We start from the raw sequence: 21,752 nt of genomic DNA on the forward strand, positions 1-21,752 counted from the left end.
CGGTCGAGCCGGGAGGGCGTTCGCCCTGGGTCAAGGACCTTTCGACCCGGAAGATCTGAATCGGAATCCGGAACGGCGGGCTGCGTCGCCCCCCGGCCAAATGATCAGATTTCTACGCTTCTGAGTGAGCGTCTACAGCCATCCCCGCACGGTAGCGCGCCGGGAGTGGGCTAGTCTGCCCGCGCGGCCAGGCATGGCCCGTGTCGCGTGGCTTGCACGGAGGAAGAAGCGAGTGACGACCGAAGCCAACAAGCAGATCGTCGAGGAGATGTGGCAGGCCATGGGCCGGATGGATTGGGAGGCATTGAAGGCCTGCCTCCATCCCGAGGTCCACTACCAGGACGTCCCGACAGAGGATCCGGGCGCCCATGGCCCGGAGAATGTCGTGAAGCGGCTTCGCATCGCCTTCGACCATCTGGCAAGCCAGGAGCAGGTGCTGCACCACATGGCGGCCGAAGGTGATGTCGTCTTCCTCGATCACACGGAAACCTGGACGTTCAAGACCGGCGAGCAGGTCCAACACACCTTCGCGACCGTGCACGAAATGAAGGACGGAAAGATCTCCCTCTGGAACGACTACTGGGACGTCCAGAATTTCGTCAGCCAGTTCCCCCCGTGGTTCCTCGAAAAGATGGCAGAGAGCAGCGCAGCAGACTTCGGAGGGGAATAGGCCCGGAACCGTCTCAAGTCGCAACTCGGAGCCTCCGAGACGAAACCTTGCGCCCGGGCGAGCCCGGGGATACGGTCCCTATACCCTCCAGGGGTATCAGTCATGCGGATGATTCTCCTCCAACTCGGTCTAGCTCTCAGCCTGCTCGCGCGAGGTCCGTTCTGTGACGTCTTGTGTGAAGCTCCTGCCGTCGAGGTCGCAGAGGCTGCCCCGGGCCAGCATGGCATGACGGATGACGCGCCCTGCCACAGCGATTCATCGGGCGGGGCAAAGGGAAGCAAGCCGTCACCGGTGAATTCCCACGATTCCTGCTCCATCTGTGAAGACCTGATCCTTGCCTCGATCGATCCCCCGCCGGCTGGAGCATGGATCGATCTGCGCGTTTCGAGAAGTTCCGTTCATGAATCCCCGAGCCAGGCCGCGCGGCAACCCTTGGCGCTCTCGAGCCCACGATCGGGTCAGCCAGAACCACCCGACATCCTTCTCCTGAAGTCGACACTTCTCATCTGAGAAGCCGCACGCCTCGGCGCCCAGCCAAGAACGGCTGAGCCGAGGAAAGGCGCGCACCGGAATCGGTGCGCTCATGGCCTGGCTGCGACGCGCTTCGTATCGCAGTCCCGATGCGATTCGAGCTTCAAGAGAGAATCATGGAAAACGCGTCACCCATCATGGCCGGTCGCGCATGGACGGGAACAGGGATCGCCGCATGGGCGTTCTGCCTTCTCCTACTTCCGGTCGGCGCCGCCGGGGAATCCGTGCCTTCACCGCTCCCGCTTGGCTGGTGTCTCGAACGGGCCGCCGCCGAGAACCCTGCGATCGCCGAGGAACGCGCCCTCGCCGATGCCGCCAGCGCACGAATCCACTACGCCGACTCACTGGAGGACCCCCGATTCCACTACGAGGCCAGCAACATCCCGACCGGCGACCTCGATTTCGGCTCGACCCCCCTTTCGGGCCACCAATTGGGGCTCAGCCAGCGCATTCCCTTCCCGGGTGTCCTCACGAACCGCCGCAGCGCAGCCACAGAAAACGCCCGTGCGGCGGAACACGCCCACGAAGATCGCGCAGGACGAATCGCTTCCGGAGTCGAGATCGCGTGGGCCGAACTCGGCTTCGCTCAGCGTGCACTCAAGATCACCACGCGGAACATGGAGCTTCTGAGGCAACTCGTGCAGGTTGCTGAGGCGAAGTACAGGGTCGGAACGGGCCGCCAACAAGATGTCCTCCGCGCCCAGGTCGAATTGACAGCTTTGCTCGATGAGCAGCTTGCCCGGACCTCCGCGATCGAGCGCGCATCGGCTGAGCTGAACGAACTGCTCGACCTGGAGCCTGGCAGCCGATTCCCGACGACAGAGCGCCTCCTCGACGCGTCCCCCGTGCCCGATCTGCTTGAACTCCACGCTACCCTGGAAGAAACGAATCCGAAGCTCCTCTCACTTCAGGCCAAGGTCGCGGAGGCGGAACGCATCGTCCGAACGACCGAGCTCGAGGGCTACCCGGACTTCGACTTCGGCCTGGGCTACCGCATTCGCGAAGAAGTCGAAGGGGATACGGTGGACGGCGACGATTTCTTGAGCGCGTCGGTCACGCTCCGCCTGCCGATCGATCGCTCGAAATGGAACGCGAAGAAGGCCGAAAAGCAGGCTTTGCTGCGCCGCTCGCGAGCAGCCTACCGTCGATCTCGCGGAGCGCTCTTCTCCTCTCTTCGATCGGCCCATGCCGAACTGATTCGGGCCGACTCCGAGGGCGCCCTTCTGGAAACCGGTCTGGTACCCCAGGCCCGACAGTCGCTGGAATCAAGCCGCTCCGCCTACGCCGTCGGACGGATCGAGTTCCTCAGTGTTCTCGATAGCCAGGTTCGCCTGCTGAACGCGGAGCTTCGATTGATCCGTGCCCAGGCCGATCGAAGGCAGGCCTTTGCATCCCTCGAAGCCACCGCTGGGGAGACCCTCCGATGAACCAACGGATTCTTCAGATCGTTCTCGTGGGCTGCGTTGCGCTTGCAGCCGGATGGTGGGGCCGGGGCCTTTTGGCGGGGCAGCAGACGACGGATGGAAGAACCATCGAACCCGCGGACGATCGCTGCGCAGGGGGAGCCGCGCCGCTCTACTGGAAGGCACCGATGGACCCGACCTACGTTCGCGACGAGCCTGGGAAATCCCCGATGGGCATGGATCTGGTTCCTGTCTGCGCGACGGCGGGGATGGCCCGGTCGGACGGCGCCATCGAGATCAGCCCGCAGACCATCCAGAACATCGGTGTTCGTACGGAAGAAGTGACGCGGCGAGACCTGAGCCGTTCGATCCGCGCCCTCGGACGTATCGCCTATGACGAAACCCGCGTGACGCATGTGCATACCAAGGTCCAGGGCTGGGTCGAGGCGCTCCATGTCGATTTCGTCGGACAGCGGGTAAGGAAGGGCCAACCGCTTCTGGAGGTGTACTCACCGGAACTCGTCGCCACCCAGGAGGAGCTTCTCCTCGCCGCGCGCTACCAGGCGGCCACCCAGGACAGCCCGTTCGAGGATGTGCGCGGCAGTGGCGCTTCTCTGCAGGAAGCGACGAGACGCCGACTCGAGCTCAGGGACATCTCCGAGCGGGACATCGAGAAGCTCCTCGAGACGGGGGAAATCAAGAAGACGCTCACTCTCTACGCGCCGACCAGCGGCATCGTCACGGATCTCGGAGTTCGTAGCGGGATGGAGGTCGGCCCCAACCAGAACCTCTACACCATCGCCGACGTCTCGAAAGTCTGGGTACGGGCAGAGGTATACGAATACGAGCTTCCCTGGCTCTCGCTCGGCCAGACCGGAGTGGTGGAACTCTCCTACCTGCCAGGCAAGATCCACTCCGGCCCGCTCACCTATATCTCACCGTTCCTCGATCCGAAGACGCGCACCGCCGAGGTGCGATTGGAGCTTGCGAACCCGGACGGCGAACTTCGTCCCGAAATGTTCGGCAACACCCTGCTTCAGGGCTCACCACGGAAGGACGTGATCGCCATTCCTTCGGAGTCCGTCATTCGCTCCGGGAGAAGAAGCCTCGTCATTCGAGCGCTTGGTGAGGGTCGATTCGAACCTCGCAATGTCTCACTGGGAATGGACTCCGGTGACGGCTGGCTCGAGATCACGGATGGACTCGCGGTGGGAGACGAAATCGTCGTGTCGAGTCAGTTCCTGATCGATAGCGAGAGCAACCTCCAGGAAGCCATCCGAAAACTCCTCGTCACCTCGGAAACCGACGAGACGGAAGCCCACGAAGGAACGCGGGAGATGCCCATGGGCGGGAAGCCTCCCATGGATCACTCGGCGCCCTCCTCCCACGAGGGTGAAGGGGAGTAACGCTGTGCTGAAACGGATCGTCGAGGCCTCAGCCAACAACCCTTTCTTCGTAGCGATTGAAATCGTGACTCTCCTGGCATGGGGGGCATACGCCGTCCTGAACACCCCGCTCGATGCCATCCCAGACCTCTCGGACATCCAGGTCATCGTGTTCACGGAAGTTCCGGGCCAGGCGCCCCAGGTCGTCGAAGATCAGGTGACCTACCCGCTGACGACCGCCATGCTGGCCGTCCCCTTTGCCAAGGTCGTTCGCGGCTATTCCTTCTTCGGTTCTTCGTTCGTCTACATCATCTTCGAAGATGGAACCGATCTCTATTGGGCCCGCAGCCGAGTCCTGGAGGCCTTGAACTTCGTCTCCGGTCGTCTTCCCGATAGTGTCACACCGACCCTGGGCCCCGACGCGACGGGTGTAGGCTGGATCTACGAGTACGCACTCGTCGATCGAACGGGGAAGCGCGACCTTTCGGAGCTTCGTTCGATCCAGGACTGGCACCTTCGCTACGAACTCCAGTCGGTTCCAGGCGTCGCCGAAGTTGCGAGTGTGGGCGGTCACATCCGGCAGTATCAGGTCGAGCTGGACCCGAACAAGCTCGCGGCCTTCGGCATTCCTCTCCGCCAGGTGCGCCATGCCATCGAGCGCAGCAACAACGAAGTCGGAGGCAGGCTTCTCGAAATCGCGGAATCGGAATTCATGGTTCGAGGCCGCGGCTACGTACAGAGCGTTCGCGATCTGGAGGAGATCGCGATCCGTGCCGAGGCGGGTGGTACACCCATCCTGCTTCGCAACATCGCGACCGTCTCCCTGGGCCCGGAGCTGCGACGTGGCCTGACGGATCTCGATGGAGAGGGTGAAGTCGCCGCGGGAATCGTGGTCATGCGCTTCGGGGAAAATGCGCTCCAGACGATTCAGCGCGTCAAGGCGCGTCTCGAAGAGCTGAAAGCCTCCCTCCCTGAAGGCGTCGAGATCGTTCCCGTCTACGACCGTGCGCCGCTGATCGAACGAGCCATCGCCAACCTCGAAGAGAAACTCCTGCAGCAGGGGCTCATCGTTGCGCTCATCTGTTCTGTCTTTCTCTTCCATCTTCGCAGCGCGCTGGTGGCCATCCTGATTCTTCCACTGGGCATCCTGGTCTCGTTCATCGTGATGTACCACCAGGGGATCAACGCGAACATCATGTCCCTTGGCGGCATCGCCATCGCCATCGGGACGATGATCGATGCCGGGATCGTGATGGTCGAGAACGCCCATCGACATCTCGAAAGGGACGGCGGAAAGCGCCCTCGCAAGGAGATTCTCATCGAAGCCGCCAGCGAGGTCGGCCCATCGCTCTTCTTCTCCTTGCTCATCATCACCTTCTCCTTCCTGCCCATCTTCGCGCTGGAGGCCCAGGAGGGCCGGCTCTTCAGACCCCTCGCATTCACGAAGACCTATGCCATGGCGGGGGCGGCGTTGCTCTCGATCACGGTCGTTCCTGCACTGATGGTCTGGATGCTTCGCGGGCGGATCCTGCCGGAGGATCGCAACCCGTTGAACCGTGCGATCCTGCGTTTCTATCGCCCGCTCCTTCGAGGTGCGCTGCAGTTTCGCTGGATCGTGCTTGGAGTCGCGCTGCTTACACTTCCCGTCGGCGTCTTCACCTGCGGGCGGCTGGGAAGCGAGTTCATGCCGCCTCTGGATGAAGGCGACCTCCTCTACATGCCCACCACGTTGCCCGGTCTCTCGATCACCAAGGCCAAGGAGATTCTCCAGCAGACGGATCGGATCATTGCGAGTTTTCCCGAGGTCGAACGCGTCTTCGGAAAGGTAGGACGAGCCGAGACGGCTACGGATCCGGCCCCGCTCTCGATGCTCGAGACGACCATCACGCTCCGTCCTCGTGCAGAGTGGCGGGAGGGCATGACCACCCAGAAGCTCATCGCCGAACTCGATCGGGCGATCCCGTTTCCCGGTGTCACCAACGCCTGGACCATGCCGATCAAGACGCGCATCGACATGCTCTCGACGGGAATCAAGACACCGGTGGGCATCAAGATCGCCGGTCCCGAACTCCTGGAGCTCGAGCGGATCGGGCGCGAGGTGGAGGCGAAACTCGGAAGCGTCCCGGGTACGCAGAGCGTCTTCGCAGAGCGCGTCGTCGGAGGGAACTATCTCGACATCGAGATCAACCGACCCCGGATCGCCCGCCATGGGCTCACGGTCGGAGACGTTCAGGATGTCATCCAGACCGCCATCGGCGGCATGAACGTTAGCCAGACGATCGAAGGGCTCGAGCGCTACCCCATCAATCTGCGTTACAGCCGCGAACTGCGGGATGATCTCTCGTCCCTCCGGCGTGTCTTGATCTCGACTCCGGATGGCGCCCAGATCCCACTCGGGCAGCTCGCAACGTTCGAGTTCATCAAGGGTCCGCCTTCGATCAAGACGGAAAACGCACGCCCGAACGCCTGGGTCTACATCGACCTGGAAGGCGTCGACATAGGGACCTACGTCTCGGAGGCCAAGCGGATTCTTGCGGAGAGCCTGGAGCTTCCGACCGGCTACACCCTGACCTGGAGCGGGCAGTACGAATACCTGGAACGGACTGCGCTGCGATTGCTCTTGATCGCCCCGATCACCCTCGGGATCATCTTCCTGCTGCTCTACGTCAACTTTCGGCGGATCAGCGACACCCTGATGGTGATCGGCTGCATCCCCTTCGCCATGGTCGGAGGCGTCCTGCTCCTCTGGCTATTGGACTACGACGTCAGCGCCGCCGTCGGTGCCGGGTTCCTGGCCCTCATGGGCCTCACCGCGGAAACAGGCGTCATCATGTTGCTCTTCCTGAACCAGGCCCGCGACCGGTTCCAGGCTGAGGAGAAGCTCCGAGACCGCTCCGATCTCTGGGATGCCATTGTCGCCGGTGCGACCGATCGCGCGAGGCCGCTGTTGATGACCGTGGCCTCCGACGTGATCGGATTGCTTCCCATCATGTGGGGGGCGGGTACCGGGTCGGAGACGATGCGACGCATCGCGGCCCCGATGGTAGGCGGAGTGCTCACGGCGACGATCGCGACGCTCATCCTTCTGCCGATCGTGTATTCAGCGGTGCATGGCTGGCGCCTGCCGCGCAAGGCCGAGGAAATCACATCGGAGCCCGGTATTTGAAGGATGCGCCGTAGGCACGATCACCCCCTCCGATCGCGGGCCCCTCGTTTGGCCCGCGCCTCCTTCGGAGCCTTTCTTGCCGGGCGCTTTCGGGCTCCCGGGCCGATCGCGGATTCGTAGCGTGCAATGAACTCCGTCACCGGTACGCCTTGGATCGCCTCACCCACCACCTCAAGCGGCACGTCCTCGAGCTTCTTGAATCGCACGCATGACTTCCCCATATCGAGCTTCTTGCCCGTCGCCTTCCACGCCCGAACGAACCGGTCCCGATGTTCCTCATCGCTGTAGATGCACATGAGGTAGATCGACATGTGGTTCTTCTGGTTCGCCAGCGAGGCAAAAGGAAGCGGTTGCGACGGATCCGCGTGGTATCCCGCTGGATACACGCTATGCGGAACGAAGTACCCGATCATTCCGTACTGGATCCCCTCGGCATAGCCTTTGGGAAGGTTCTTCTTGATCGTCTTGCGTACCGATTCGAGCGCCTCGCGGCGATCGGCGGGGAGACTCGCGAGGTACTCGGCAACCGTTGTCGGCTTCTTGGCCACATCGCGAGCCTACCACGGCCGGCCGGGGGCGATGTCCGACGTGCCTCGGCCGCCTGGCATCGGAGAACGTCTTCGAGCCCGAGAAGCCCGCTCTCCCTGAACGAACAAGACCCGGCCTGGGTTTCCCCGGGCCGGGCCTTCAACGTGCTTGGCTTCTGCCGGCTCAGTCCGAAGCGAGCGCCAGCTCGCCTAGCGCCGTGCCCGAATCTCCTTCGCGGAGGCGGGCAAGCGCGCGGGCTTCCAGCTGACGAGCTCGTTCTCGCGAGAGGCCGAGCTTGTCTCCGATCTCCTGGAGCGTGTGCTCTCGGCCACCGTCGAGCCCGAAGCGCCAGAGCAGGATCTGCCGCTCGCGATCCGGCAACCGCTCCACCGCCGTGAGCGCAGTGCGCTCGAGACGTGTGCGGTCCAGATCATCCATGGGCGTTCCGGCGTTCGTATCGGCAACCAGCTGCTCGAGCCGGCGCGGCCGACTCGAATCCTTGCCAGCCACCTCGGCGTCGAGGCTCACGGGCTCCGCTGCCATCATCTCCAGCTCTTCGACCCGATCCACCGGGATGTCCATCTCATGGGCCACCTCGGCATGGGTCGGATCGCGTTGGAGCTCCTTCGCCAGCCGCGCCTTCGTCTGGTCGAACCAGCGCAGCGTGTCGTAGTGATGGCTCGGGATGCGAATCGTCCGGGAGTGGTTCTGGATGGCGCGGATCAGCGCCTGCCGGATCCACCAGACCGCGTAGGTCGAGAATCGGAAGCCGCGCCGCCAATCGAACTTCTCGACGGCTCGGATCAGCCCCGTGTTCCCTTCCTGGATCAGGTCCGGGAAGGAGAGCCCGAGGTTCCGGAAATCCTTCGCGACCACCACGACCAGTTTCAGGTTGTGCTGAACGAAGCGATTCTTGGCGTCGCTCATGCGATCGAAGGCATCATCGAGCGCCGCTACGCGTTGCTTGTACTCGGCCGTCTCGAGCAGAACCACGCTTGCAAGCTTCGCAACCTGCCCACGATGGGTCCGCCGCAGCTCCTCGAAGCTACTGAGCACCCGGCGCAGCAGCTCGATGGAGAGATCCGCCTCGTGCAGCAGCTTGACCGATCGCTTGTCGAGCCGGCGAAGCGCCGCGGGGTCCGTATCTCCGTCCTCGAAGAGCTTGGCACGGCGCAGCATCTGGCGTTCCAGCTTGACCAGAGCTGCGTCCAGACATTCGCCCGCCTCCGTGGCGCGATCGCCGAAGGATTCGGAGAGCCGGCTCGTCGTGCGACCGCCCTTGCGCGTGCTCTGCCAGACGCGCAGAAGCTCGTTGGCCGTCCACGGCAGGCCATACAGGCCCTCGCGGAAAGCATGGGTCGCCGCCTCGAGCTCTTTGGCCAGCAGGACCTGCTCTTCGCGACTCAGTGTCGGGATATGTGCGATGTCGCCCAGGTACGCAGCGAGCGGCTCGCGCCGTACATCATGGCGATCGTCGCGGGGCGGAAGTTGCCGCGGAAGCGGCTCGGCCCGCGTCGGCCGAGCGGGAGCTTCCCGCCCGTTGGCCGTGCGGTCCTCGCGGCGCAGAGAGCGCCGGGCGGGCCGCGGGCGACGTCGCTCGTTTGCCTGGTTCGGCTTCTGACTCATGGTTTCTCGTTCCCTCCTGAGGGCGCTTGCTGGGCGCGGTGGCCGCCGCTTGGGCAGCCGGGCCCGGCCCTTTCACCGATGGCGCGCGGAGCCAGGCTCCGACACCGCCGGCCGTTGCCGGTTCTGTGGTCTCCTTGCATTTCCAGGTGTTCCTCGTCGCTCGCGGAGGGGCGCTCGAGACGAAGAGGGTCAACCCTAGTACGCTCGCCAGGTAGCGAACGCACGATCAGTTAGATGCCTTGGCGCCCCTGATGGTTCACGAGGCTCCCCCGGGGGACCCTGCCCCACGTTAGAACCCCGCAGCCACGCTAGAGCGTGCTGGCAACCTGCCGACCGTGGACTGGCCCTTGGCCTCACCCGGTGTGCATCCTCTCGAATTCCCCCATCTCCATCGGCCAAGTGCCGGAGCACGGCCGCCCCCGGGGACATCACTCCGTCCGGGAGGTGGTGACTTGCCCACCATCACCCAGGTAGATATTTTTCTCAACCCCCCAGGGAGGGCTAGCGGCCACATTTTTTTGCGGCAGCTACCCTCTGGGCTCCCAGTGGGCTGGACGCGAACGCGCCGGCACCTTCCGGTGGGCCGCCTGGTGGCCCCGACCCCGACCTCGCCCGGGCCAGCCTGAACGCCGGCTCCCGCGGATCGCCCGTCAGCCGGCACCAGCGGAGCGGTCGTGGTCAAATCCCGTGTCGAGCAGAGCCTGGGCGCCAACCCTGGCGATGCAGCGCTCAATCCGGCGGATTCGGTGGCGATGGGCGTTCAGGCAGCCCGAGCCCCGCGCATGCTCGAGAGGGCGCGCTGGCGGGCCTTTCGCGCCCTGCGCAACCCGAGCTTCCGGTTGCTCTTCAGCGCTTTCCTCGTCAACCAGACCGGCTTCTGGATCTCGCACGTCTCGCTCCAGGGGCTGATGGCGAGCTTGTCGTCGAGCGATGCGACCCAACAGGGGCGGCTGTTCTTCGCGATGTTCATTCCGGCGTTCGTGCTGGCCCCGCTGGCTGGCGTGGCCGCCGACCGATTCGACCGCAAGCGCATCGTGTTGGCTTGCTATGCCGGGGTCGTGTTCGTGACGTCCGGCCTGGCTGTGACCACCTACGCGGGCCTGGCCACGCCGTCCCTCCTCCAGGTCTTCGGCTTCGGCCTGGGCGTCTGCTTTTCATTCTCGGGCCCGGCGAGCATGGCCCTTGCCGCCAATGCCGTCCCCGAGGAAGACCTGTCGAGCGCAGTCTCCCTGCAATCGACAGCGAACAACCTCACCCGCGTGCTCGGGCCCGCGTTCGCAGCACCGCTCCTGGCAAGTGGGCGATTCGAAATCGCATTTGGCACCTTTACCGCCGCGGCCTTCATCGCAGCCGTTCTGACGTCCCGCATGCGTCCACGCCCCTACGAGCCCGAAGCCGAGGATGGCGGAATCTTCGCGCGGCTGAAGAGCGGGCTCGATCATGCTCGCGAACGCCACCCGGCCATGCCCGCGTTGATCACCGTCGCATGGGTTTCGCTCTTCGGTGTCTCCCATGTCGCGCTGACGCCGATCTATGCGGCCGAAGTGCTCGGGAATCCCAATTGGTTCGCGTGGATCGTGGTCTGCACGGGGATTGGCGCGATGGCTGGCGCACTGACCAGCGGTTACAAGCGGGGACTGCCGACGCTTCGCGGCTCGGCGTTGCGCGCCCTGGCGTTCGGCTTGATGCTGATCGGATTCGCACTTTCGCGAACCCCGGCCGCAGCGCTGCTGATGCAGGTGCTGGTCGGCTACTTCTACTTCGCCACCATGACCGATCTACAACGCCTGATTCAGGAGATCGTGGACGAGGCCCGTCGCGGCCGCGTGATGAGCCTCTTCCAGGTGGCTTGGGGCGGCATCGTGCCCTTTGGCGGCCTCGGCATGGGCCTGCTCGCCGCCGAGTTCGGAACGCCCGTCACCATTGGGCTCGGCGGGGCACTCTGTGGGTTGTACGGCGCCGTGCTGGCCGTCGTCGCACCCCGTCTGGGCAACGAAATGGGCGTGGAAGGCGACTCCCCCAAGGGGTAATGCTCCAGCGCGGCCTTTCGAAGAGGTGCGCAATGGGCTTCGAGCGAAACGAACTGAAGGGCGCGGGGCGCTTTGGCTTGTGGATCGGTTGCTTCGGCTGGCTGATCGGACTGGTGCTGGTGACGCTTCCCGACGCTCCGGCCTTGCTGGGCTCGCTGGTCGGCGGCGCCGCTCTCAGCGCGGCTTGTGCCCTTGGCCTGGAGGCCTTGTGGCGCCACGCACCGCGCCCGGAATTCGCCATGCTCGGAGGCGCCCACTGCGCTGCGGCGTTTCTCGCGGCCTACTTCGTGTGGATCATCGAACCCTCTGCGAAAGCGGTCCCTGGGCTTGTCGAGCGAGCGTTCGGAATGGGCGTCCGTCTGGAGCTTCCGCTGCATTGGGTGGCTCTTGGTCTCCTGGTGGGTGCACCGGCCCTGCTTGCGGGCCTGCATCGCCCCCCGCTGGCTGCAGACGAATGACTCCAGCCGCGCCCGCCTAGGGCGCGCAGGTAGCAGCGTTCTCCAGGCGGAAGCGATCGTAGACCTCGCCGTCCTGGTCGATCGCGCGGACGTCGAAACTGCAGGCATCGGCGTCGACCAGTAGCGAACCCAGCTGCCCTCCTCGTGAGACCTTCATGAGCGGGTGATCGAGGGGGCCACTACCGCGAATGCTCGCGTTCCCCGAGACGACGAACACGGGCGTCTCATCTTCGGAACTCCGTTCGTAGTTGTGGCTATGCCCGGCAAAGACGACCGCGACGCCGTGACGCTCGAGAATCGGAAGAATGCGTTCGCGCACGAGACTGGTGGCCACCTCCTTGTCAGAATCATGGCTTCCGCGGCTATGGGGCGGATGATGGAGAACCGCGATCGTCCACGGCGCCCGGGCCCTGTCGAGATCGGCTTCCAGCCATTGAAGCATGGGGCCGTTGCGGGTGCGGTGACCGCTCACACTATCCAGCGATACGACGTGCACAGGGCCCCAGTCGAAGGCATACCACCGTTCTCGGTGCGAAGGGACGCCCCCTGCCTCGCCTTGGGTAGGCAGTGAGAAGACATCGAAGTAGGGGCTTTCGTCCCGGTCGGGCGTGGTGCCGATCAAGTCGTGATTGCCCGGCGCTGGCCACAGGGTCGTGTTGGCGAGCAGCCCGGCGAAGGTGTCGAAGACCGCAACCTGCAACTCGGCCTCCGTACCCGAGGGATACGCGTTGTCACCCAACGTGATCCAGGCACCTGGGGAGCGGGGACCCGCGGCGGAGAGCATTCCGTCGCGAACTTCTCGTGCGTGCTCGTCGCCCGAGCCCTGATCACCGGTGATCCAGAGGCGCACGGTCTTGCCTGGGCGGGGAATACGGTGTGCCGCGTCTCCACCCGCGAGAACCGACTCTCCCACGCCGACGGAATAGTGGACCCTGCCTTCCGGCAAGCCCGTGACCTCGACTTCGTGATTCCTTCTGGCGATGCGCTCATCGAACCGCCGGGTGACCTCGCCGGGAGCTTCGCCTAGATCGACCCAGCCACGGGCAGGGCCTGCCGTCTGCCACCGGATGACACTGCGTTTCTGGCTGGTTTGCTGGAGGTAGGGCCCGCGCGTGAGCACCGGCGCATCGGATTGCCGAAATCCCCGTAGCTCCAGATCGAAGATCAGGTCACCGCCCGAGACACTCGCCTGGTGAACCGCCACCGCGATCTGGTTGATGCCCGGCCGCAGGCCATCTGCCGGAAGCGCCAGCCGTTCCCAGTCTTGTTCCTCAGGGCGGTGGACGGCACGTGCCGCCAGACTCGCCCGAGTGATCTCTCCGGCCCGAAGATCGTGGCGCAACATTTCGGTGCCGTTGAGCCAGAGCCGCAACCCATCGTCGCGGAGATAGTGCACCGTCAGCCCTTCGATGCCGTGTCCCTCCGGTAGCTCGAAGGATTTGCGAAACAGCACAGCCATTTGCGGCGGCTCGAGCGCCGTCGGGTCGGCCGTCTCGGTCCGAAGGCCGGAAATGCTCGTGCCCAGAGGCCCGGGCCCCTCGGCCCAGTTCCGATCGTCGTACTCGGCCACGAGCCAATCGTCTTCGAGCGGAATGTCCACAGCGTGCCGCCAGACCGAACCGGCGGGGATCAATACCGCTCCGGGACCACTCGCGGGCGGCGGCAGGGGCTGGCTGCAAGCGGCAAAGGCGACAACGAGCGAGACGCGAGCGAGAACCCTCATGCCATCACGTATGCAGATGGGGATTCGTCTCGTTCATCTGCCGAACGGTACCAGACTGACGAAACCCGTCCCGCCGGCCAATCGGTCTGGTCCCTCCGGCCAAACGGTCTGGCCCTCCGGCCAAACGGTCTCGAAGCGCTAGGCTCGGCGTTCCCGGTCCCAATGGAGATTCGATGAGCCAAGATGACGCCGACCTGCAGTCCGAGATCGAACGGCTCCGCGCCGAAAATGAGGCGTTGAAGGCGAACGAAAAGAAGGGTCTGCGGCTTCAAGTGAGTCAGAAAGGTGCCGTCTCCCTGTACGGGATTCGCCGCTTCCCGATCACCTTCTACGCCGATGAGTGGGATACGGTGCTTGGCATGACCGACGACATCCGCGCCTTCATCGCGGAACATGACTCGGAGCTCAAGCGCAAGTAGCCACGACGCTGCCTGGCCCGCTCGCCTGGCCAGGTGCTCCGTAGTATCCTGCCCCGGCTGCGCCCTGAACCTCGCGCGGCCGGAGGTCTCAGCGTGGACGAGTATGAATCCTATGACGGTCTTGGGTTGGCGGAGCTTGTTCGCAAAGGCGAAACCCAGCCGAAGGAACTCCTCGACGCAGCCCTGGAGCGGATGGAGCGCCACGAGCCCGCCCTGAACGCGGTCCCCATTCCGATGCTCGACGAAGCGCGGGCGGCTCTCGAGGGGGGCCTTCCCGAGGGCCCCTTCACCGGAGTGCCGTTCCTGCTGAAGGATCTGCATCTCTACTGGGCAGGCGTGCCCACGACGAACGGCAGCCAGCTCTTCGCCGAACACGTACCCGATCACGACAGCGCGTTGACCGAGCGCTATCGCGCGGCGGGCCTGGTGACGTTCGGAAAGAGTCTGTCGCCTGAGTTCGGCATCACGCCGACGAGCGAATCGATCCAATTCGGCGATACGCACAATCCCTGGAACCCGGCGCATAGCGCTGGAGGCTCCTCGGGAGGCGCCGCCGCAGCGGTCGCGGCGGGCTATCTGCCGCTGGCGAATGCGAGCGACGGCGGCGGCTCGATCCGCATTCCGGCGTCGGCTTGTGGCTTGTTTGGCATGAAGCCCACGAGGGGCCGCACACCGATGGGGCCGGACGTCGGCGAGGGGTGGGCTGGCATGAGCATCGTCCACGCCGTGAGCCGTAGCGTCCGCGACAACGCCGCCCTCCTCGACGCCACGGCGGGCCCGGATCCGGGCGCGCCCTACGTCGCACCGCCGCCGGTGCGTGCCTATCTGGACGAGGTCAACAGGCCACCCGGCCGCCTTCGCATCGCGCTCCAGCGCAACACCTGGAACGGCACGCCGACCCATGCGGATTGCATCACCGCCGTAGAGGCCGCGGCAGAGCTCTGCGAAGAGTTGGGTCATGACGTGGTCGAGACGACGCTCGAGATCGACGTAGACGCGATGCGACGAGCCTCCCTGACGATCCTCCCCGCCAGCTTGCTCGTCTCACTCGAAGACCGCGCCGAGGCCCTTGGCCGCGAACTCACCGAATCGGATGTGGAGGCGGGCACCTGGGGCATGGTGATGGCCGGCCGTGAGCGAAGTGCCGCCGACTACGTGCGCGCAGTGAAGGGAATCCATCACGTCGGTCGCCAGGTGGCGCGCTTCCAGGCCGACTACGACGTCATTCTCACACCCACGATGGCACTCCCGCCGACGCCACTGGGCACCCTCAGCTTGTCCAACCCGAACCCGGGCGCCAACATCCTGGCCCTGCTCCAGACCATCGGCTTCTGCCAGGTCTTCAACGCCTCGGGGAGCCCCGCCATGTCCGTCCCGCTCGCCTGGAACGACGCGGGCCTGCCCATTGGCATCCAATTCGCCGGCCGCTTCGGAGAAGAAGGCACCCTCTTCCGCCTCGCCGGCCAACTCGAACAAGCCCGTCCCCGCTTGTTGACTTGTTGAGATGCCAGTCGTAGTCGAGGTACTCGAGATCGACGTCGGGGCTTCCGACCTCGACGTAGCCGCTCAGGAACGCGCGAACTCCGCCCTGGACATCGAAGTCTTCTTCGAACCACTTGAAGACCTTCGACACGTGGAGTGTGTTCGATGCGGCATCCAGGCGGACGCCCTTGTTCGGATGACGGAGCCATCGCTCGAGGTTCGCCCGAAGCTCACCTTCGAGGCCAGCGGCGGTGTAGGGCGTGCGTGCCAGGGGTGGACACGACGACGAGGCGCAGACGATCGCCCCATGGATCCGCGGATCGCCCATCGGGCGCAGGATCTCGTGCTCGATCTCGTGCAGGGTGTAGCTCCTGCCTGCGATACGTCCTGCGGGCTTCTTCCAGACAGGGCTGAAGAACGAGCCCAGATCCCGAATACTCTCCTGGGGGCGCCCCTTCACCACCAGATCGATCGCGAAGATGTTGTAGGCGTTGATCCAGTAGGCGAGGCGGGAATCAGCGCCCTGAAGCGCCGCCGGGTCGGTGGCTTCGATTCCGGTCAGCAACCGATCCCAATCCGGCGCACGGCGCAGCGCCGCGTAGTCGACGCGGGTCTGGGCGAGATCGCTCGTCTCCAGCGTATGCCGATCGAGCAGCTCCGCATAGAGTGCCCAAGGCTCGCTGGACGCGGGAGTGGCCAGCAGGATGAGGAACAGGGCGTTCACGAGCTTCATGCCGGTGCGATGCCGCGGCGGGGAGACGGTCACGCCTCGTCGTCTTCTTCCGCCTCCTCGGCCTCGGCCGAGAGCTCCCGCGCAAGGAGTTCCGGCGGCAATGTCTCATGCCACGGCTCCCGTTCGGCCGGAAGATCGTTCAAGCGGTCGATCAACTGGCGCAGACGCCCAACGCGGCGCCGGCTGATGCGCACCGCGAGTCGGGGCAGGCCCGGTGCGTCATCCTTCTCCTCCGGAAGCGGGCCACAGACCTCGGGCTCGCCCTCGAAGAAATCGTCGAATTGATCTGCCAGTGCCTCACATTGCGCCGGGCTCGGCGCCTCGGCGAGGCGAATCAGCAGCCGATCGCCCAGCCAGCGACTCGAATGATAGTTCCGATAGAACTGGACGATCTCCTCGACGGCCACATCGAGATCATCCGTCACGCGATAGAGAGAAAGATCCTCATCGCCGATCAGCCCGCGCGCATGGAGATGGGTCTTCACGTACTCATGCCAATCGCGCCAATAGCTTCCGCCGGGTTCGTCGACGTAGACCACCGGCACGACGCTGCTCTTGCCGGTCTGAATCAAGGTCAGCGCTTCGAACCCTTCATCATGGGTGCCGAAGCCGCCCGGGAAGAGCGCCAAGGCGTGACTCTCCTTCACGAAGGTGACCTTGCGCGTGAAGAAGTATCGGAAGTTGACGAGCTTGCGATCCCCCTCGATGACCGCATTCGCTGACTGCTCGAAGGGCAAGCGGATGTTCACACCGAAGCTCGCCGCGCGGCCCGCGCCGCCCTGGGCTGCGCCCATGATGCCATCGCCCGCACCGGTGATGACCATCCAACCGGCCGCGACCATCCGCTCGGCGAATGCATGTGCCTGCTGCCAATCCGGATGATCGGGCTCTGTGCGCGCACTGCCGAAGACCGCGACCTTGGGCACGGCCGCGTAGGGCGCGAACACGCGGAACGCATGTCGCAGCTCCTTGAGGGCATTGTTCACGAGCTTGAGATTTCCGCTCGAAGCCTCCTTCGCCATGCGAACGGAGGTGACCAGCATCTGGCGAAGCTGATCCGCGTCCGGGCGCTCTCCGTACCGCTCGAGCGCCGAGGCCACCAGGGCCTCGAGTTGCTCATTCAGCGACGAATCGCGGAGCTCGTAGCGGCGTCTCTTGCGGGTCATCGTGAAGTGCTCAGCTGGCACCGTGCCCGCTCAAGACAGCGGGAAGGGTTCGGGCAAGAATGCGAAGATCGCCTGCGAGAGACCACGTATCGATGTACTCCAGATCGAGGCGCACCCAGTCTTCGAACCCGATCTCGTTGCGCCCGTTCACCTGCCAAAGACATGTGAGGCCAGGACGCATGGAGAGCCGGCGCCGTTCGAAGGTCTTGTAGGCCGCAACTTCGTTCGGCACCGGAGGACGAGGGCCCACCAGGCTCATATCACCCTTCAAGACGCTCCAGAGCTGGGGCAGCTCATCCAGACTGTAGCGGCGCAGGAGCCGGCCGACCGGCGTCACCCGCGGGTCGTCTCGAATCTTGAAGACCGGGCCATCCATCTCGTTCAAAGAACCCAGATCCTCTTTCCGAAGGTCGGAGCCCACGCCCATCGTGCGCAGCTTCGGCATCACGAACCGACGACCATTCAGCGAACATCGTTCTTGCCTGAACAGGATCGGCCCCGGCGACGACAACTTGATACCGACCGCGGCTGCGACGAGAATCGGTGCCGCGAGCGTCATTCCCACGAGAGCCCCCGCCACATCCAATGCGCGCTTCAGTGCAAGGGCGGTGACGTTGTGATGCACCGGTGCGAACGAGAGCGCAGGCAAGGCTCCGAAGCGTTTGACGCGGGGTGCCGGCAGCAGATCGCCGAAGATGTCCGACAACAAGGTGATCGGCACGCCTGCGGCCGTCGCCCGGTCGACCACGGGCAGGAAAAGGTCGAGTTTCGAACGGGGGCAGGCGACGATGATCTCATCGATCACCTCGTCGCGAAGAAGCTCCCCCATCCGAGAGAGCGGGAAGATCCGCTCGGCGGGCACCACCGCGGTGTGACCTGGCTCCTCCTGATCGATGAAGCCGATCACTTCGAGGGCCCAAGCCGGATGGCCCCCGATCACCTCCGCCACGTAGGCCGCCCGCGGACCGCTACCGGCGATCAGGACGTTGCGCGAGTTCCGGCCACTGCGCCGGAGCGAGCGAAGCGCCGCATAGACACCAACCCGCAGCGAGGTGATGCCCACCAGCTGAAGCGATACGCACGCCAACGGGAACCAGCGTGGAACCGGGGCGCGGGTAAGAAAGGCGGCCGCGCTCTCCACCAGGACCGCGATGGCGGCGGCCAACGCGAGCCCCCGCAGCAGCGCGACCAGGCTCTCGCGCCGCTGGGAGGCGTAGAGATCGAGAGCCCGTAGCGTGACAGGCCAGACCAGGGAGGCGACCAGACCGAAGGGCAGAAGCGTTCGCAGCCCGGCGTCCGCGCCCGGGCCGGACGGCGCCACCAGGACGACGAATACAACCGTGGCGACCAGGAGATCCATCCCCTGCAGGAGCAGATCCAGCTCGCGGGAATGGTCCCTCAGCATCCGAGGACGTTTCGGTCGGATCGGGTGGCTCACTGAGTCTTCGCGACAGAAAGCTGGCCCGCCGGGTCCATTTCACCTCGCTCCCGGGAATGTTCGAGCGGGGATTCCCGTCCCCTACCCTGCGGCACCCATGGCCCGGCATCCGACTCTCCAGGTTCTCGAATCGCGAGAACTCCGGGCGTTCCTGGCCAGCCGTTTCCTTCGCAGCGTCTCTCAGACCGGGTTGGCCGCGACCCTTGCCTGGCATCTCTATGAGCAGACCGGCTCCGCGTTCCAGCTCGGATTGCTCGGACTGGTGCAATTCCTGCCCGTCCTTCCCATCGGGTTGTGGGCGGGCGCGATCGCCGACGCGCGAGAACGTGTCGGAATCGTCCAGAACGCTCAGCTCGGAGCCGCGCTCTTCGCGTTCGGACTTGCCGGCTTTGCGAGCTGGGGGGCCGCCAGTGCGTTGCCGATCTTCGTGCTCGCGCTCCTGGGCGCCGTCTCCGACGCATTCGAGAACCCGGCCTCGTCGGCCATCCTCCCGAATCTGGTGACGCGCGAAGACTTCCCCGCTGCCGTCAGCGTGGTCGCAGCAGCCCGCAACGCGGCCTGGGCCAGCGGGCCGGTCTTGGCAGGCTTCGTGATCGCCGAAGGAGGTGTTGCGGCATCCTATGCGCTGAATGCATCGTTGATCCTCGGAAGCGTCGCTGCCCTGGCGGCCATGGGGCGCCGCATTCACGCCGAAGAAGGCCAGACCGTGAGCTGGGCGGCCATCCGCGAAGGGCTCTCCTTCGTCATGCACCGTCAGCCGGTCATCGGCTGCATGGCCCTCGACCTGTTCGCCGTGATCTTCGCCGGCGTCGATGCGCTTCTTCCGGTCTTCGCCAAGGACATTCTCGGTGCCGGCCCGACAGGTTTCGGTGCGCTCTCGAGCGCCATCCAGCTGGGCACCTTCGCGATGGCGAGCGTCCTGCTCTTCATACCTCCCATCCGCAACGTCGGCCGCGTGCTGCTCGTTGCGGTCGCCGGCTTCGGCCTGGCGACACTCCTATTCGCCGTGTCGACCTCGTTCGCCCTCTCCTTCGCTGCACTCTTCCTGTCCGGCATCGCGGATCAGATCAGCATGGTGCTGCGCACCACCATCATTCAACTCTCGACGCCCGACGGCTTGCGGGGGCGCGTGAGCGCGGTGAGCATGGTCTTCATCGGTGCCTCGAACGAATTGGGCCGCGCGGAATCCGGATTCCTGGCCGCGCTGACGAGCGCTGTCTTCTCGGTGCTCTTTGGTGGGGCTGCTTGCCTGGCGACAGTGGGAGTGGTTGCAGGAACGCTTCCGGAACTGCGCCGGTTCAAGATCTAGCCGAAAGGTACCTCCAGCGGTCACGGGGCAACCTTGCTTCGAGCTCCAGGTGGCGCCCGGCTCCAGGGCCGCGAGCAGCCTCGCGCCCGAACGGCTCAGTTGGTGCCGGTACCTACCGGACGGCGAAGGTCGCGGTCAGAACGGCGCGCACGTTCTTCAATGGTGAGTGGGTGTCGTACATGCCGCCCGCCGACACCTCGGACGAGTAGCGAGAGGTGATCTGAAAGACGCCCTGGGTCGCCGAGGCGAGCTCGCCCAGACTGGCGCCACCCTCCTGCGCCAGGCGCTCGGCCCTGGCCCGCGCATCGCGCGCCGCCGCACCGACCATCTCGATCTTCAGTGCGTCGAGCCCGGTGTAGTAGAAATTGGGTGGGTCGGAGGTGACCTCGATGCCCTCCCGGATCAGGGAGGTGATGGTCTTGGAGGTGCGCTCTACGAGCGCCACGTCCGGGCTCTCGACCGACGCCGACTGGTGCAGCTCGTAGCCTTCCACCTCGTTCGTGTTCCAGCCCTTCTCGTTCTGGCGGTAGTGGACGCCGATCGATGCCGACGAGAAGGAAAAGCGCTCCTCAGCGAAGCCCGCCTCCAGCAGGGCAGCGCGCACGCGCGCGCGAGACGACTCCAGGCGTTCGTACGCTTCCGCCAACGAAGGCGAGCGCGCCACGACCCTCACCGCCCAGACGCCTACATCCGACTCGATCGGTTGCTCAGCGAAGCCCTTCACAGTGATCGATCGACTCGGCGCGCGCAGCCGCCCGGCAAGATGACCGGCCCACACGACGCTCGCGACCAGAGCCAGCGCGATCGCCAAACCCGCGGTGGCGGTTCCGCGTTGACGGCGGTCTCGACCGATGGCGCGTGTTCGGTTCTCGCCTTCCATGACCTTCCTCCGCTCGACACTGATTGGTTCCGAACAGGTCCGACACCTCCGCGGACTTCCAGGTTCCGTCCGCCTCCTGCGGACGCTCACGCATCGGATCAAGGGGATCTGAACTCCACGCGTCGCAGTCTTCAGCCGCCGGGGTCGTTCTTAGGGAAGCACCGGGCCACCACAGGTGGCGTACTGAGCCGCGTAGAGGCCTGCGCGGGCTTCGACCTTGCGCGCGACGCCTAGCAACCACTCTTTTTCCGCGTAGCTTCCGCGGGCAAAACCGGCCGGGCCTTCGTGGTAGGCCAGATAGAGGTGGTAGGCGTCGCTCTTCTCGACGTCGGTGACCCGGTGAATCACCTGGCCGTACCAACCGATGAAGTCGACGACATCCGCGAAGGAGGTGCGCTTGGCCCCGGGGTTCTTGGTCTTCTTCTGATAGTCCTGCCAGGTGCCATCCTTCACCTGCCCATAGCCGTACGCGGACGAGAGCCGGCCGACTGGAATGATCCAGAACACGGTGCGCCAGCCCGGGCGAGCCGTGGGGCGGAAGCGTGATTCCTGGTGCAGGATGGCCAGCTGCACGGGTTCCGGAACCCCCCATCGGTCACGGCTTCTTGTGGTCGCCTCGCGCCAACTTTCGCGTTGTTCGAACATCGCGCAGAGGTCGTCGATATCGCGCGGGGGAATCGCACGACATGCCTTTACGAGAACGAGCAGGGCCAACCCACCCAGAACGACAATGCCCAGGCGGGTTCGCCAATTCGAAGAGGTCGTTGCAGTGTGGGCGATGGGGCACCTCTGGATGCGGCTAGAG

The 21,752-nt window shown here is 64.9% G+C and carries 18 protein-coding genes; 10 read left to right on the top strand and 8 right to left on the bottom strand.

What is annotated here, in order from left to right:
- The first annotated feature begins 124 nt into the window (after nt 1–124).
- From GY937_03085 to GY937_03105, 5 genes are all read left to right on the top strand, one after another.
- Complete coding sequence (locus GY937_03085) at nt 125–670, top strand: nuclear transport factor 2 family protein (protein ID MCP5055692.1); 546 nt, start codon at nt 125–127, stop codon at nt 668–670.
- Nucleotides 671–772: 102 nt separating this feature from the next.
- Nucleotides 773–1,180 carry a hypothetical protein gene (locus GY937_03090; protein ID MCP5055693.1) on the top strand — a complete coding sequence of 136 codons (408 nt, stop codon included), beginning with the start codon at nt 773–775 and terminating at the stop codon, nt 1,178–1,180.
- A gap of 137 nt (nt 1,181–1,317) precedes the next feature.
- Nucleotides 1,318–2,628, top strand: a complete 1,311-nt coding sequence (locus GY937_03095) for a TolC family protein (GenBank protein ID MCP5055694.1) — start codon at nt 1,318–1,320, stop codon at nt 2,626–2,628.
- The gene (locus GY937_03100) at nt 2,625–4,010 is read left to right on the top strand and encodes an efflux RND transporter periplasmic adaptor subunit (GenBank protein MCP5055695.1); all 1,386 of its coding nucleotides are present in this window, start codon (nt 2,625–2,627) and stop codon (nt 4,008–4,010) included. The genes GY937_03095 and GY937_03100 overlap by 4 nt, the downstream gene beginning before the upstream one ends.
- Nucleotides 4,011–4,014: 4 nt before the next feature.
- Nucleotides 4,015–7,155 carry an efflux RND transporter permease subunit gene (locus tag GY937_03105; GenBank protein MCP5055696.1) on the top strand — a complete coding sequence of 1,047 codons (3,141 nt, stop codon included), beginning with the start codon at nt 4,015–4,017 and terminating at the stop codon, nt 7,153–7,155.
- 20 nt (nt 7,156–7,175) lie between these two features.
- On the opposite strand, the gene GY937_03110 is transcribed toward GY937_03105, so the two are convergent.
- On the bottom strand, nt 7,176–7,703 hold the full coding sequence (locus GY937_03110) for a DUF1801 domain-containing protein (GenBank protein ID MCP5055697.1): 528 nt from the start codon (nt 7,701–7,703) through the stop codon (nt 7,176–7,178).
- Between the two features lie 163 nt (nt 7,704–7,866).
- On the bottom strand, nt 7,867–9,309 hold the full coding sequence (locus tag GY937_03115) for a sigma-70 family RNA polymerase sigma factor (protein MCP5055698.1): 1,443 nt from the start codon (nt 9,307–9,309) through the stop codon (nt 7,867–7,869).
- Between the two features lie 674 nt (nt 9,310–9,983).
- Here GY937_03115 and GY937_03120 point away from each other — a divergent pair.
- Both GY937_03120 and GY937_03125 read left to right on the top strand, forming a co-directional pair.
- On the top strand, nt 9,984–11,339 hold the full coding sequence (locus GY937_03120) for an MFS transporter (GenBank protein MCP5055699.1): 1,356 nt from the start codon (nt 9,984–9,986) through the stop codon (nt 11,337–11,339).
- A 32-nt stretch (nt 11,340–11,371) separates the two neighbouring features.
- Complete coding sequence (locus GY937_03125; protein ID MCP5055700.1) at nt 11,372–11,797, top strand: hypothetical protein; 426 nt, start codon at nt 11,372–11,374, stop codon at nt 11,795–11,797.
- Between the two features lie 16 nt (nt 11,798–11,813).
- Here GY937_03125 and GY937_03130 read toward each other — a convergent pair whose 3' ends face one another.
- Entirely contained in the window at nt 11,814–13,520 is a 1,707-nt protein-coding gene (locus GY937_03130; protein ID MCP5055701.1) for a hypothetical protein, read from the bottom strand.
- Between the two features lie 173 nt (nt 13,521–13,693).
- Here GY937_03130 and GY937_03135 point away from each other — a divergent pair, with 173 nt between their 5' ends.
- On the top strand, nt 13,694–13,939 hold the full coding sequence (locus GY937_03135; protein ID MCP5055702.1) for a hypothetical protein: 246 nt from the start codon (nt 13,694–13,696) through the stop codon (nt 13,937–13,939).
- A gap of 57 nt (nt 13,940–13,996) precedes the next feature.
- Complete coding sequence (locus GY937_03140; GenBank protein ID MCP5055703.1) at nt 13,997–15,442, top strand: amidase; 1,446 nt, start codon at nt 13,997–13,999, stop codon at nt 15,440–15,442.
- Here the strand turns inward: GY937_03140 and GY937_03145 are convergent.
- From GY937_03145 to GY937_03155, 3 genes are read right to left on the bottom strand one after another with little or no spacing between them, the layout of a single operon-like run.
- Entirely contained in the window at nt 15,282–16,187 is a 906-nt protein-coding gene (locus GY937_03145) for a DUF547 domain-containing protein (protein MCP5055704.1), read from the bottom strand. The genes GY937_03140 and GY937_03145 overlap by 161 nt on opposite strands.
- Complete coding sequence (locus GY937_03150) at nt 16,184–17,320, bottom strand: LOG family protein (GenBank protein MCP5055705.1); 1,137 nt, start codon at nt 17,318–17,320, stop codon at nt 16,184–16,186. Before GY937_03150 ends, GY937_03145 begins: the two co-directional genes overlap by 4 nt.
- 10 nt (nt 17,321–17,330) lie before the next feature.
- Nucleotides 17,331–18,725 carry a sugar transferase gene (locus GY937_03155; protein ID MCP5055706.1) on the bottom strand — a complete coding sequence of 465 codons (1,395 nt, stop codon included), beginning with the start codon at nt 18,723–18,725 and terminating at the stop codon, nt 17,331–17,333.
- Between the two features lie 130 nt (nt 18,726–18,855).
- Here GY937_03155 and GY937_03160 point away from each other — a divergent pair, with 130 nt between their 5' ends.
- Nucleotides 18,856–20,067 carry an MFS transporter gene (locus GY937_03160; protein MCP5055707.1) on the top strand — a complete coding sequence of 404 codons (1,212 nt, stop codon included), beginning with the start codon at nt 18,856–18,858 and terminating at the stop codon, nt 20,065–20,067.
- 112 nt (nt 20,068–20,179) lie between these two features.
- On the opposite strand, the gene GY937_03165 is transcribed toward GY937_03160, so the two are convergent.
- On the bottom strand, nt 20,180–20,947 hold the full coding sequence (locus GY937_03165; protein ID MCP5055708.1) for an SIMPL domain-containing protein: 768 nt from the start codon (nt 20,945–20,947) through the stop codon (nt 20,180–20,182).
- Between the two features lie 150 nt (nt 20,948–21,097).
- Nucleotides 21,098–21,685 carry a hypothetical protein gene (locus GY937_03170; GenBank protein ID MCP5055709.1) on the bottom strand — a complete coding sequence of 196 codons (588 nt, stop codon included), beginning with the start codon at nt 21,683–21,685 and terminating at the stop codon, nt 21,098–21,100.
- Between the last annotated feature and the right edge of the window lie 67 nt (nt 21,686–21,752).

It is taken from the genome of bacterium (genome assembly GCA_024228115.1).
Taxonomy (GTDB): domain Bacteria; phylum Myxococcota_A; class UBA9160; order UBA9160; family UBA6930.

Coding starts and splice junctions, on each gene's coding strand:
- GY937_03115 (MCP5055698.1), bottom strand. CDS start 9,309: ATGAGTCAGAAGCCGAACCAGGCAAACGAGCGACGTCGCCCGCGGCCC.
- GY937_03090 (MCP5055693.1), top strand. CDS start 773: ATGCGGATGATTCTCCTCCAACTCGGTCTAGCTCTCAGCCTGCTCGCG.
- GY937_03125 (MCP5055700.1), top strand. CDS start 11,372: ATGGGCTTCGAGCGAAACGAACTGAAGGGCGCGGGGCGCTTTGGCTTG.
- GY937_03135 (MCP5055702.1), top strand. CDS start 13,694: ATGAGCCAAGATGACGCCGACCTGCAGTCCGAGATCGAACGGCTCCGC.
- GY937_03155 (MCP5055706.1), bottom strand. CDS start 18,725: ATGCTGAGGGACCATTCCCGCGAGCTGGATCTGCTCCTGCAGGGGATG.
- GY937_03160 (MCP5055707.1), top strand. CDS start 18,856: ATGGCCCGGCATCCGACTCTCCAGGTTCTCGAATCGCGAGAACTCCGG.
- GY937_03165 (MCP5055708.1), bottom strand. CDS start 20,947: ATGGAAGGCGAGAACCGAACACGCGCCATCGGTCGAGACCGCCGTCAA.
- GY937_03100 (MCP5055695.1), top strand. CDS start 2,625: ATGAACCAACGGATTCTTCAGATCGTTCTCGTGGGCTGCGTTGCGCTT.
- GY937_03130 (MCP5055701.1), bottom strand. CDS start 13,520: ATGAGGGTTCTCGCTCGCGTCTCGCTCGTTGTCGCCTTTGCCGCTTGC.
- GY937_03095 (MCP5055694.1), top strand. CDS start 1,318: ATGGAAAACGCGTCACCCATCATGGCCGGTCGCGCATGGACGGGAACA.
- GY937_03150 (MCP5055705.1), bottom strand. CDS start 17,320: ATGACCCGCAAGAGACGCCGCTACGAGCTCCGCGATTCGTCGCTGAAT.